This is a genomic window from Verruconatronum alginivorum (assembly GCF_056590205.1).
This window is the reverse complement of record NZ_JBWPVQ010000001.1, coordinates 710619-724448: the sequence shown is the minus strand read 5'-3', so window position 1 is coordinate 724448 and position 13830 is coordinate 710619. Positions and strand designations below refer to the sequence as shown.

At 58.8% G+C, this 13830-nt stretch carries 7 protein-coding genes; 5 read left to right on the top strand and 2 right to left on the bottom strand.

Annotation, left to right across the window (positions count from 1 at the left end):
- Nucleotides 1-9 precede the first annotated feature (9 nt).
- The 5 genes from ACWUI2_RS02425 (at nucleotide 10) to ACWUI2_RS02405 (ending at nucleotide 8276) form a co-directional block, all read left to right on the top strand.
- Complete coding sequence (locus ACWUI2_RS02425; RefSeq protein WP_486981273.1) at nucleotides 10-1008, top strand: hypothetical protein; 999 nt, start codon at nucleotides 10-12, stop codon at nucleotides 1006-1008.
- A 36-nt stretch (nucleotides 1009-1044) separates the two neighbouring features.
- Nucleotides 1045-2028: a hypothetical protein gene (locus ACWUI2_RS02420; RefSeq protein ID WP_486981272.1), complete on the top strand. Its 984-nt coding sequence runs from the start codon at nucleotides 1045-1047 to the stop codon at nucleotides 2026-2028.
- A gap of 98 nt (nucleotides 2029-2126) precedes the next feature.
- On the top strand, nucleotides 2127-4295 hold the full coding sequence (locus ACWUI2_RS02415; RefSeq protein WP_486981271.1) for a glycoside hydrolase family protein: 2169 nt from the start codon (nucleotides 2127-2129) through the stop codon (nucleotides 4293-4295).
- Nucleotides 4296-4400: 105 nt separating this feature from the next.
- Nucleotides 4401-5216, top strand: coding sequence for a PEP-CTERM sorting domain-containing protein (locus ACWUI2_RS02410; protein ID WP_486981270.1), 816 nt, complete (start codon nucleotides 4401-4403; stop codon nucleotides 5214-5216).
- 120 nt (nucleotides 5217-5336) lie between these two features.
- Nucleotides 5337-8276 (top strand): DUF4838 domain-containing protein, encoded by a 2940-nt coding sequence (locus ACWUI2_RS02405; protein WP_486981269.1) that lies wholly within the window; start codon nucleotides 5337-5339, stop codon nucleotides 8274-8276.
- 345 nt (nucleotides 8277-8621) lie between these two features.
- On the opposite strand, the gene ACWUI2_RS02400 is transcribed toward ACWUI2_RS02405, so the two are convergent.
- Together ACWUI2_RS02400 and ACWUI2_RS02395 are read right to left on the bottom strand one after the other, a co-directional pair.
- Nucleotides 8622-10706 carry a hypothetical protein gene (locus ACWUI2_RS02400; protein ID WP_486981268.1) on the bottom strand — a complete coding sequence of 695 codons (2085 nt, stop codon included), beginning with the start codon at nucleotides 10704-10706 and terminating at the stop codon, nucleotides 8622-8624.
- Between the two features lie 346 nt (nucleotides 10707-11052).
- Entirely contained in the window at nucleotides 11053-13818 is a 2766-nt protein-coding gene (locus tag ACWUI2_RS02395; RefSeq protein ID WP_486981267.1) for an immunoglobulin domain-containing protein, read from the bottom strand.
- Between the last annotated feature and the right edge of the window lie 12 nt (nucleotides 13819-13830).

Here is a 13830-nt window from a genome sequence, read left to right as displayed (position 1 = left end):
ACTTCAATCATGAAACAGCCTATTCCCGATCCTCTTAAACGACCCTCCCTCCGTACCCGCTGCCTGATTGCGGCCGCCGCGGGCCTCTTCTTATTCGGTTCCCCCTCCTCCGCATTGGCTGTCTTCGACCCGCTGATGGATGAGATGGATGAACCGATTCTCATCGACAATTTCACGGATGGGTTGTCGAAATGGACGCTCATTGGGGCCAATGTAACGATTACGGAGAGTGGCGGTCAGACATTTCTTCGGGTGGGCGGCAGCAGTGGTGTCAGTCTTAATCCCGCCCATCGTATCCCATTGCCGGAGGTCGGCAGCATGTTGGTCGTGGATATGGACGTCGCCGGGCGCTGGCGCAACATGCCGCAGCTGTTCCTGAGCAACGGTGACGGTGTCAATTTGGTTGAGTTGGGGAGACCCGGCAGCGGGTCGGTCGGGACGGGCTTACCGTTCTCTGCCAGACTCCACCCGGGGGATTCCTTCCAAACGGTTCTTCCCATCGCTCCGACCACGACCACGACCGGCGAGGACAATTGGAACACGATCCGGTTCATCTTCGACAATCGTGGAGGCGACCGGGTCGCGGCGGTCTATGTGAAGCCGTTTGGAGAATCCCAGTTTCAACCGTATGTCTGGAACGATGGAACCGGAGATCCGGTGACGCGGGCCAACGCCTGGGCCACATCCGCTCCGATGGAGGTCTATTATCGGCAGCATGAAGGGGGCGTGTCCCGTCTTTTCATGGACTACATTCAATACCAGGTGATTTCAGACCCCTCCGCTTACTTCAACACCTTGGTTGCGGGGGTGCGCTTGGAGAAAGCGGATGAACTGAGGGTGCCGACCGAACTCGGCCGGGCCTATCAGGTCCAGCGATCCACAGATGGGGGCCAAAGCTGGGCCAACGTCGGGGGGATCATGGTGGGCGACGGCACGAACATCCGCCGTTACACATCCTCCCAATCCGGTTCGGCTGTTCAATACCGGGTCCTCACCACCCAAGAATAGTCACCTCTCAAATCCCAAGACAGAAAGATCCTAAGAATGAAGACGACAACCGCTTTTGAGAATCTCGGCGCAACCGGACTCTCCGCCTCTCTGTTCCTCCTGTTGGCCGCCCCGCTCTCCGCCGATTACGCAACCGGTTTTGAACCAGGGCACGATTCGGGATATCAAATTGGACAGACCATTATTGGAGTGGATGGCTGGGAAGTCTGGACGCTCCACAGTGAAAATCCTCTGGACGCGCGCATCGTGCCGGCCTTGGACGGAGGCGACGGCCAGGTGCTTTTCATGGAATCGACCAGCACCGGGAACGCGAACAACCGCCGGACCCGGGTCGTCCGGGCGTTCGCTCCTCCGCAAGATGACCTTGTGCATGTGAACGTGGACCTCGCCTTTGATTGGGGTGCTGAAAGGGTGAGTTGGATGGGCATGCAGGTGAATCCGTGGGAGGAGTTTCCCACGGTGGTCGCTTTCGCCAGCGATGTTAACTATGGGCTCTTTTATTTGGACGATGGCCTGCCGGTCGTCGTGTTGCCACCGGCTGAGGTGAAAAGACAATCGCCCTATCATGTTTCACTGCTTCTGGACACCTCGACCCAAACGTTTTCGATTCGGATCGACGGGCTCCGGGCCGACGGTTCCCCTTTATCCTACTCGGCGGATAACAGGATCTTCCGCAGGGAAACGGAAGAGACTCCGGACATAACGGAAATCAAGGATATCCGCTTCAAGATCGGACAAGGCGGCGGAGGAGGCGCCCATCAAATGTGGATCGACAATCTGATCGTCGGTCCGGGGCCGCTGGTGACGGAGACTCCGGCACCTGGTGCGGGGAACTTTGCCGCGGTCGAGTTGGTGTTTCCCACGGATAACGACCGGTTTTACCAGATCACCACCTCCACCGATTTGGTTTCCTGGGGCGATGCCGGTGGTATGATCGCCGGCGACGGAGATGACGTGAGACGGTTCTTCTCGACCCAGGATCAATCGAGGCAGTTCTTCCGGGTATTGACCGGCAATTAAGCGGCACCGGTAGCAGTAACAAGAAACCGAATACAAGCCGGCCAACTTCGGCTAATCGACCCCGCGGGACAACTGCCCCGCGGGGACAGGATCCCTCTATGATTAAAGAACGGATACATTTGGGTTTGACGCTCGCCGTTTTGATCCTCGCCGCTCCGGTTCTCCGGGGTTTCGTCGAGGTCGACGCGTCCACTTTCGGGTTCGACGAGAACGACTCCACGGCGGCGTTGCAAGCGGCGATCGATTCCGGTGCCGACCGGGTGATTGTTCCCTACATGGGGAGCGATTGGATCGTGGAGCCCATCTTCCTCGCGAGCAATCAAGAGATCTTTTTCGAACCCGGTGTGATTGTTACCGCCAAGCAAAATTCATTCCAAGGGGTCGCCGATGTTTTGATCTCGGCCCGTGACCGCGAAAACATTGTTTTGTCGGGTTACGGCGCCACCCTGCGGATGCGCAAATCCGATTACCAGGGCGGCGGGTATGAACCCGGAGAATGGCGACATACGCTGGCTCTTTACGGCGTGACCAATGTCGTGGTGGAAGGGTTTACCCTGCGTGACAGCGGAGGTGATGGGATTTATATCGGTTCGGGCAATTGGACCCGGCCGGGGTATCCGGTATATGGCGACAACCTTCCTTATTGCCAGGATATCGTCATTCGCGACGTGATCGCCGACAACAATCACCGGCAAGGCATGAGCATCACCAGCGCCAAGAATCTCCTGGTCGAGGACAGTGTGTTCAGGAATACCGCCGGCACCGCGCCCCAGGCCGGAGTGAATATCGAGACCAGTAGTCCGCACGGCTGGATCGTGGGGGTTGTGCTCCGAAACATCATCAGCGAGAATAATGCGGGGGACGCCTTTTTCGTTCATCTCGGAAAGCTGGACGGCGACTCGCAACCTGTGAGCATTCGGTTGGAAAACTGCATCGCGAGGAACGGCGGGCTGGGAGCCTACTCCTATCTCGGGCCGGGCGGAGACGCTCCGGTGCCGGGCTGGATCGAAGTGGTGAACCTCCATGGCGAAAATATGGGCGGTCCCGCGATCAATTTTCGGGAAAACCCGGCTTCCGGTATCTTCACCCGCTTTGTCAATTGCACCTTCACGAATGTTTCGATCGGCACCCGCTCCTTTGAACGGCATCCGATATGGTTCCAGATGCGGGAGGGCGATCTCCTCAACCAAGGCGGCGTGGAGTTTGTGAATTTAGTATTGAACGACAATCGGTCCCGCCCCTTTCTCCGCGTGGAGAACCAAGGTGACGTTCAAGTCAAACTCGTACACGTCTGGGGGGATTTGACAGTCAACAATCCTTCCGGCGTCTCGACCTCGATCGATCCGGTGACGTCGAATGTCGATTTGCGGATCAATCAACCTCCTCCTCCTGCCGGGTATCGAACCGGATTCAATCCGGGGCACAACTACCGCAATACGATCAATGAAAGCGTGATTGGTGTCGATGGTTGGCATGTCTGGACGCTTCAGAGCGACGATCCCATGGACGCCCGACTTGTCCGGCACTGGGATGGAGGGAGCGGGAATGCCCTGTATCTGACTTCGACCAGCACGTTGCACATCGGCCACCGCCGGACGCGGGTGGTCCGATCCCTTGACCGTCCAGCATCGGGACTGGTTCATGTGAGCGCGGACCTCGCCTTTGAGTGGAGAGGAAACACCACGAACTTCGTGGGGATCCAGATCAATCCATGGGAGACAGCGGCAACGATCTTCGGGTTTTCTCCGGGTGATGGAATGGGGCTTTTCTATGAATCGAATCGTCAACGAATCACCATTCTGCCGACCTCCGAAGTGAAACCGGGGTCGACCTACAGTTTCACCCTTTTGGTGAATACCGATACCAACACCTTCTCCATCCAGGTAAACGGGGTTCGGGCCGATGGATCCCCCCTCGCGTATTCGGCGACTGGATTGGTTTTTCGATATCCCTCCTCTGCTGTGACCGACATTCGGGTCAAGAACGGCCGGGGTGATACCATGGGGCTTTATGTGGGCAACGTCGTCGTGGCTCAAGGTCCATTGGGGTTGAATACGGTATCGGGTGCCATCACGCATGAGCCGGGCATCCAGTTGGTGATTCCCCGGATATCGAGCGGATACTATCAAATTCAAACTACGGAAACACTTGCCGAATGGATAAACGAAGGAAGCTTCTTCCGCGCGGATAATCAGAAACGACGCTATTTCTTTCCATTTGAAAATAAACAGAAGCAATTCTACCGAGTCCTGACGGGCGGTGAGTGATTGGTGGCAGCAATTTCCTTAATTAACCTCCGACGAAAACCAAATACCAAAGGTATGAAATCCATGAAAAGCACCCTCAAATATTCTACGACCATCGCGGTCGCTATGTTATCTCTCTCTCCGTTCGCGGCCGCCAATTGGACCGCCGACTTCAGTGACTCTTCGCAGTTTACCGTTAATCAAACCGTCGTCGGGCAGCAAAGCTGGGAGGCGGTTCGGATCAACTCTGACAACAACAACGATGCCAGCATCATCACGGATCCGTTCGGCAGCGGAAACCAAGTGCTGAGGATCTTGTCGACGAATGCTGAGGGTGGCACCAATCAGCGGTGGACTTACATTGAGAGAACCGGAATTCCTTCGGTGGCTGGTCCAATCGTCCATTTTCAGGCGAAGATCGCGATCGATCCAAATCCCACCTCCACGAGTGTCGCGTTGCCCTTCCGCCTCGCATTCAACGCCAGCGGTAACGATGCTGGGACCACTCCGTTGGAGATTGGATATTCAAATGGTAACGGCTGGTATTATAGCAATACGGGGACAGGCACCTCTGGGATTCGGAATTCCGCCAACCGGGTGAGTTTGTCCGGATTCGCCAAGGGCGACATCATGTTTGGACATTTTTATACTATCGATCTGACCTTCGATTTCATCGAAAAGAGCACGGCGTTGACCATCAGTGGACTTGATAAAGACAACAATCCCATATCCCTCACCGTCCCCGATATCGCATTCTGGTCCGGGGCGTTGAGCGGACCGAATGGAATTCACGCGGTGCAATTGCTTAACGAGGGTGGTTTTGATCGTCAAACTGTCTACGTCGAATCCCTATCGCTTATTCCCGAGCCGGCGACGGTGGCGAGCATTCTCGGCCTGCTGGCACTCGCGGGGACGGTGTTCTCCCGTCGGCGTCGCGGTTGAAAGAAGCCCCGCGTGGCCCTGCCATGTGCGAGTCCACAGGGCAGGCTGTTGGTCGCATCCCGGATAAAGAAGATTAAAAAGAAGATCATGATAAGAAGTTTGTTTTACGTATTGTTATTCATGCCACTAGCGGCACTCGGTGGCGGATTTCCCGTGGTGGAGAATGGGGAATCGCGCGCGCGAATCGTGGTGGCAGGGGAGGATTCGGATGTGTTGGTCTACGCGGCGCGGGAGCTTCAGCGAGTTGTTTTGTTGAGCACCGGAGTTACGTTGCCGATTGACCATTCGAACGGCGGAGGGTTTGCCCCCGGCAGCATCGTGATCGCCAATCTCGAAAAATCCGGCGAGGCCCTGGCTGCGGCGGGTGTTTCCGGGGAGAATCTGGAGGCGGAGTCGGTCCGTCTCGTGCAAGTGGACGAGGTGATTTATCTCCTCGGCATGGGAGAGCAGGCGGCTTTGTTCGCGGTTTACGCCTTTTGCGAAAATGAGATCGGTGCCCGATGGTTTTGGCCAAGTGAAAGCGGGGAGTTTATTCCCCGGTTGGATGAATGGGTGGTGAGCGATCTGGACTACCTCCACACTCCCTCCCTGCCGGTTCGGACTTTGGTGATTACCGCCCCGCGCATGGGTTATGATGAAGATACGGATGTCTGGATGGCGCGAAACCGTATGAACAGCGTGAATACCCGGCCCGGTTTGGACCCGGCGATCATGCAAAAACGCAAGGAGAAAGGATTCCGGGTGCGGGTGATCGGTCACAATGTGGTGCTCTCGAGGGAAATGCTCGAAGAACACCCGGAATATCTCGCCAAATTCGGGGGGCAGCGACAGTTCCACCCGCGGAAGACTTCTCACCTCTGTTGGTCAAACGAGGAGGTGCAAAAGATTATCGCGGAAAAAATCGCCTCGTGGTGGGACGATACTCCGGGGCTGGACGGCATTCATTTCAATCCGGCCGACCAAAGTAATTTCTGTGAATGCGCGGAGTGCGTTGAGATGGCCCCGGACGTTTCCACGCGTTGGCAGATGTTCTCTCAGATCGTGATCGAACAGCTCCGGGAGATGGCCTACAACGGGGAGTATTACGGGTATGCTTACATGGCCTACCGCGATGTTCCGACGGCGGTGGCCGATTACGTTTACAATGGCTATTGCCTTTATAACGCCAACTACCGGAGATCGTTGGGGAGCGGCGATCCCACGAACGCCATCCCGGAAGCGGAGATGCTCGCCTGGAAGGACCTGGGGTCGGCGATCGGTTTGCGGGGTTACGAATACATTATTTACGCCGATCCGGTGATTGTTCCGATGGTCTCTTTCATCGTGGATGGGATGCACTGGATGAGTGATCACGGGATGGTCGGTTACATGTCGGAGATTTTTTGCTACAACAATCCGCCGTCGGCCGAGCCGAAGAATCAACGTTGGCATACCAATCGGATGAACGTCTATGCGTCGGCCCGTGCGATGTGGGACCGCGAGGTATCCCCCCAGGATATCGTGGAAGATTGGGGCCGTCACATTTATGGTCCGGCGGCACGGCCGATGATCGATTATTACTGGCTGTTGGAGGAAGCGTGGACATCGGCGGAGCAGGCCATCGCGTATTTCACCCATCCGACCGCATCGGGCGCAGGGAGTTTTCTCTCGGAGGAAGTGTTTCGCCGGGCGGATGAGTTGTTTGCCCAAGCCCGGGAGTTTGCGGCTTCGGAGTCTGAGAGCGCCCGCCGTGATCGGATCCTGCAGCAGATCGCGGTCGAAGAAGAGATGCTCGACGTTTGGCGGGAATTTTACCGTCAGCAGGCCGGGATGGGGCAGCGTAATGTCGGTTATATCCCTCGCGCGAAATCCCGGGGTTGGCCCTCGGAGACGGAGTGGGCCGAACGTGCCTGGGTGATGGGAGAGTTTGTCGAGCGGAACGGGGATCGGGCGAACGACCAGACGCGGGTCGCTCTTATTCGCGATAATGAGTATGTTTATATCCGGGCTCATTGTTATGACAGTTATCCGGGGGGACTCGTGGCGAATTATCATGAACACGACAGCAACGTTTGGGCCGACGATTCGCTCGAGTTGTTTATCGTGAACGATGAGCTGGCCGGGACCAACCGTTACATGCACCTTGCGGTCAATACGCTGGGGGCGCGTTACGATGCGATTTCGCTGGGAGGGATGAACATGGACACCGGCTGGGATCCCAAGTGGGATGCGGTGGTGACGGTGGAGAATGGCGACTGGCAGGCGAAAATTCGTCTGCCGATCGCGGAGTTCGGAGGCCTTGTTGAGGGAGGGACTTGGCGGATGTCAATCAAGCGGACCCGTCCCGTGCGGGATCGTCTGCACAGCGGCTGGCCGGACGCGGCCTATCACAACGTCGAAAGTTTGGGGGTTTTGCATTTTGTGGAGGAGGTGCCGGAGGATTTCACTCTGATCCTCTACGAGCACGACGAAACGCGTAACGCGCTGTTCGCCTACGTGCAGGAAGATGCGCGGGTGAGGGCCACCCGGATCATCAACGACGAAGAGGGACTGATCCGGGCGATTCTGAACAAACCCGACCTCATCGTCTTGCAGTATCATGGCGGCGAGGAGTTGGAACTATCCCGGACGGTCCTGGACGATTACCTGAAACCGTACCTGATGGCGGGAGGAAAGGTGATGATATCGGCCCGAGGCAACACCGGTCCTTTGCATCCGTGGCTCAGGTCGATCGGACTGCCGGTGCGCTGGAGTGGCTGGGGGGCGGAGCCGCAACGCAGGACGCGCAATCTTCGGCAAGGTCGGTGGTTGGATGCTGAGCATGATTTGACGCCGATATTCGAGCGGGCGCGGACCCCGGTGTCGGGTTATATCCCGGAGGCCGCGACTTGGCAAAGCCTGGCGGAAGTCCAAATGACCAATGGGACTAATGTTCCCTGGCTATTGCGTGCTGAGGTCGGCGCGGGGGTGATTTATTTGACGAGTTCCAGATTCACTTATGGCGGAGGCCATGAGATATTTGGTACGCAGAACCCCACCTATGCGGCCCATCTGCTGAGCAATCTGTTGCGGTCGAATTGAGAAGGAGGGGGGGGGCAGTCAACGCATGGGGGCCGGGGCGCAACCTCTTCGAGGTAGATCGTCTCGCGACCGATACCCAGGGTAGCCCCGCATTCGCGCGGCAACTCTGGGCTGGAGGACGAAACGCCGTTGGCGTATATGGACAAAGTGGCGTGGGCCGTCCCGGCTCCGTGCTGCGCAAACGCCGTTGGCGTATATGCCAAAGTGGCGGGGCCGTCCCGGCTCCGGGCGGTGCATCGAGTCCGGCGGACCAGACGGGGTCATCGAGTGAAACCTCGATGCTGCGGTGGCTGGTCCCTCCGGCTCCTTATGCTGGGCGAAATCGACGCGATGAGGCGGGACGCCTCACCCACTTTCTGACTCCGACAAAAGAGGGCGGATGGCGGCGGAATGGAGGAGGGGGAAGGCCGCGCCGGACTTGGTGAGGCGGAGGCGGACGGTTGCGGCTTCGTTCGCGGCGAGGGGGATTTCGATCGACCCGGTGGAGCAGGGGAAGACTGTCAGGAGACCGTTGTCGATCTCGACCCGCAATCCCGCCTTGGGGTTCGGGTAGGTTTCGAGCAAGAGTTTCGCCGGTTTTCCGGCGGGGCGGCGCAATTCGAATTCGAGGAACCCGTTCGGGAATACGGTGTTGCCGACTTCGCGGAAAAAGCGGTCGTTCCGGACTACGACGTGACTGGCGTGCATATAGCGGCGGATGCGCCACTCGTCGGTGGGGGCGCCGAAGATGATGGCGTCGACCGTATTCGATGTGGCGAGTATCGCCTGGCGGTTTCGCCATTCGATGGCGTATTCCTCGCGAAGGGCGAGGATCATCTGCCAGATCGGGCGGACGTAGTTGCCGGCGAGATTCGGTTCACCCGGTTCGTGAAGGCCGTGGTAAGCGTCGGTCGCGCGTTCGGAGGAGGGAGCGAGTTGATCGAGTTCGGCCAAAGGAAGGAAGTCGGTCATTTCCTTCCGGATTTCGGCCATGGCGGCATCGAGGGTGCGGCCGTCGGCATCGTCGTTTTCCATGCCATCAAAATAGGCGCAGATCGCCCGGCAAAAGAATTCGTAGAGGCGGCTCACCGCGAGGGCGGTTTGCGTTTCCCGGAGAAATCGGCGGTGGAAATCGGGAACGAGGGCGGGCCGGAGCTCTTCAATCGCTTGGAGCATTCCTGCGGCCACGGCGGTCGCTTCGCGTTTTTCGGCGAGGATTTCCTCGCGGCTGACGGGGGAGTCGCGGTCGGCGAAAATTGACCAGATACCGTCCTGGTGGGCGAGAGGAACGTGTTCTTTGAACAAGGCGAAAATCCCACCGGCCTTGATCCATTTGAGCGCCGGATGGAGGGGGAAAGTGTGGAAGATAACGTTCCCGAAAATGAAGTTAATTTTTTCGACCACTCGCATGCCGGTTTCGATCAGCTTCCGGAGTTCGTCTCCGTGACCGGGCGCGTGTTCTTCGCACCATTGTTGCAGCAGTTCGGCGGCGGTGATCTCGGGGTCGTCGATGGCTCGGTGGTAGGCCCGGAGGTTGATTTCGTAGGAGGTATCGAAAATGGAAGTGTTGAGACGATCGAGCCGGAGGGCGAAACGGTCGACTCCGAGATCGCTGGCCGTTCGGACGTAATCGACGATCCGGCCCACGTTGGCGGCGGGAAGGTTGCCGGCTCCTAAAAACTCGCCGACGCAGTCACATTCAACGGAGAAGGTGGCGCCGTCGATCGCGCGAAGCCAGGGATTCACGGGAAGAAACGGGACGAAATCGTAGGGGGTGATCTTGGTTTCGATTTCGAATCCGGGATGGAAGCGCGCGGCTTCGGCGGCACCCGCGAGGATGTCGTGGTAATCCTGGGCGATGGAGCCGAACGAGCGAAGGACGAAGCGTTTGCCCCGTGCTTGCAACGCTTCGGTGAAAAGCGAGACCAGATGGGCGACGACTTGGGGTGGCGGGTAACGGTCGGGGCGGGAGTTGTGGATGACCGAGAAATCGGACTCGGTCAAGGTGAGGACCAGGCCGTCGAGTTCCGGGAGATTGCGGAAGGTTTGGTCGATCTTGTAGCGGATCAGGTCCGCGTAGGTTTCTCCGAGCAAGTCGAATTCCTGGTCTTCGTCGAGCAGTCCGGGAAGGGATTCGGCGAGGGAGCGGGGAATCATGACCTCGCGGTGCCAGTAGAGGAGCGGGCAATCGATGGAGTGGGCGAGGGCGAGGATCTCGCGCATTTGATCGAGGTTTCGGTCGATGGCCTCCTTGTCGCGGGGATCGGCGACGCCGGCGTAGCCATCGTAATGAACGAGCCCCTCCATCCCGCCGAGATCGCCGTGGCAGGTGCCGCAAAGTTCGAAGCTGTCGACCCGGTAGCGGCGGGCGTGGCGGACGAGCGCCCTCATGTATTCAACATCCAATGGCGTCGGATGCATGATCGACCAGGTGATCTCGGCTTTTTTCATTCGTGGTGGGGAGGATGATGGAGGTCGCAAGAACGTTCAACTTCCAACTTTCAAGGTCAGAGCAAATGGAGCCCTGGGCGCAGTCCGGATGTTGCTTCTACAAAACTTTACTCTTTATGCGCGGCCGGAGGGTGATTCGGTTTTCGCGCGAAGCGCTTTGGAGTGCGGGGCGTCCCCGCGCCGCTTTCGGATTTGTCGCGATGGCCGTGCGCTCGACACTCATTCGACGGCCGAAGCTCTCCCGCGTGCTCGAAAGCTCCGCGGGGACGCGGAGCACTCCAAAGAGGCTCCGCCTCGAAACATTCGATGTTGTTCCCCGGCCTCAGCACGGAGTGAAGGCGTGTCGTTAGTCCTCTGCCTCGACGACCCGGTAAAAGCGGCGGGGGTGGGTGGCGGCGTCGGGTTCGGTGTGATCGAGGAAGCCGGAGACGGTAAATCCGGTCCAGAGGGGGGTCCATTCGATGAGGTCGGCGGAGGCTTCGATGGAATATTCGGTTTCCGCCGGGCCGATGAATTTCAAACGAAAATCGTCGCCTTCCCAGCCGAAGAAGCTGATCCGGGCCGGAGTGTCGAGGGCGAGGACCGCAGTGACGCTTTCAAGAAATCCCAGGGTGTTGCTGACCCGGGCGTGGTAGTTTCCTTCGTTGTCGGCGGCGAAGGCGGTGAATTCGAGGTAAGGCGAGGTCTCGCCGGGGAGTTCGACTCCGTCACGAAACCATTTGTATTCAAGATCTGGGTATCCTGTGGCGATCACCGACAGGGTTATGGGGGCACCGGGAGAGACGGTCCGGCTGGCCGGGTGGGCGGTGATGGTCGGGGCGGCTTGAACAGATAAGGTGGCGGGGGTGCTGGAAGTTGAATCAAACGGGTTGGAGACGGTGACCGAGTATTCGCCGGCGTGATCCAGGGTGGCGGAATCGATCGAAAAGCTCGAGTCGATTGCCCCGTCGACGATCTTGCCGTCGTGGAACCATTGGTAACTGAGTGGGGCGTCGCCGGAGGCGGAGACGGAAAACGTGACCGGATCCCCGGCGTGGACAATTTGGCCGGCGGGGTGGGAAGTGATGGTCGGAGGGAGATTGACGGTGAGGGTAGCGACGGAGCTGGTGACCGACCCGGCGGAGTTGGAGACGGTGACCGTATAGTTGCCGGCATGCGAGGCGTTGACCGGATTGATGGTGTGACTGGTGCCGGTGGCCCCGCCGATGTTCGATCCGTTGCGTTTCCATTGGTAGTTGAGCGGGGTCGAACCGGTGGCGGCGACGGAGAAGGTGGCGGAACCGCCGGCGTTGATGGTTTGGTGGGCGGGATGGGACGTGATCGACGGAGGGGAGAGGATCGACAAATGGGCCGGGGCCGAGGTAACCGAGTTGATCCGGTTGGTGACGGAAACCGTGTAGGCTCCCGCATGACCGGAAGTCGCGTTGGCGATGGTGTGGGAGGAGCCAGTGGCGCCGGGGATTTTGGCGCCGTTGAAGAACCAGGCGTATTCGAGATCAGGGGTCCCGGTGGCCGAAACGGAAAAAGTGACCGGCGAGCCGGATGCGACTGACTGGCTGGCGGGCGGGGTAACGATGTTGACCGGATCGCCGAGGTTGATTTCGAGAGTGACGGTGCCGGTCGCGCCTCCGACGCCGTCGACAGCGATCCAAAAAATATCGTTCTTTTTGGCGGGAACCAGGACCTTCGAGTGATTGGGGGGAGGTCCCAGGTCGCATCCCTCCTCGTGCAACGTGTCGTAAGTTCCCGGGCCGGTGTATACGGCGAGGATGGTTTGGAAATTGCTTCCCTGGGTGTTGATTTGCAGCGTTCCGCTTTCCGGGGCCTGGAAGGCGAACCACTCCGAGGCGCCGCCGGTTTCACCGCAATGATGGGGTTCGTTGTGTTCTTTTGAAGAACCGTGGGTGCTGAAGATGTGGCTGCTGGAGTAGCCACGAGTGAAGCTGGAAGGAGTGATCGGCTCGGATTCCGATTCGGGAGGGTTGGTTCGATCGTGGGTTGGGCTTTCGGACGACCGGACGGATGACGGGTTTTGGGAGGCGGGGACGGAGGCGGTTCGGATCCCGTCGTCAGGAAGGATTCCCAGCATCCGGTCGGCGGCCTCCAGGAACTTTTTGAAACTGGCGGCCTCCCGGTCGACCGATCCGTCTTGTTGGACGTTGATTTGGATTCGGGCTTCGGGGGTGAACGTCACCCGTCCGGATTGGTTGGCCAATCGAGCCCGGTAGAAACCGACATGTTCGGGGCCCATTTTCTGAATCACCAGGCGGTTTCCCTGAATGCCGAGCGGTTCGCCATTGTGGAACCATTCGGCTTCGGCGAAGTCGGCCTGAAACTCCAGAACCAGCTCGTCTCCGAGGCCGACCGTTTCGCTCGGAGACATGGCAACCACCACCGGCAAGCGATCCGAAGTCGGTTCGAACTCCCACCCGAGCATCACTTCCCCGCCGGCACCGCCGAAACCGTCCACCGCGATGTAATACGTTTCACCTTGCGACACGTTGAAGTGGACCCGGCTGGTCAGAATACGGCCGCTCTCGTCTTCATTGGAGGCCACCTCCTGGAGGGTGGCCAGGCCTTCGCCGGTGTAGATGGCGAGTAACGTGTCGAATTCGCTGAGCGCCGTGGTGAAAGTGACGATCCCGGCTGCTCCCTGCGGGGGACTCCATTCAAACCAGATGGAGCGGCCGCCCCGTTTCCCGGCGTGGACCGGTTCGCCCGGTTCGCGCCCGGCGGCTGAATTATCGGACCGGACCAGGCCGGAGGCGAGAGGTTGGAGGACGAAGCGGTCCTTGAAAAGCTCGTTGCCAACGGCTTCCACCACATTGCCTACGGTCCCGAGGGTGAGGCGGACGGTTTCGCTGGTGTGGGAAAGAAGACCGCTGCTGACCTGCACGGTGTAGAAGCCGACGTTGGTCAATCCGACCCGGCGGACGGTATAGGTCGGTTCAGTCGCTCCGAAAATCGGCAGCCCGTTTCGATACCATTGGTAGCGGAGGTTGGAGCCGGTGGCCGAGACGGAAAAAGTGGCTTCGTCTCCGAGCGGAACGTTTAAACGATCCAGCGGTTGCTCAACGATTTCCAGTTTCGGTGGGGTGAGGATGGGGAGCAAGGCGGAAGCGGA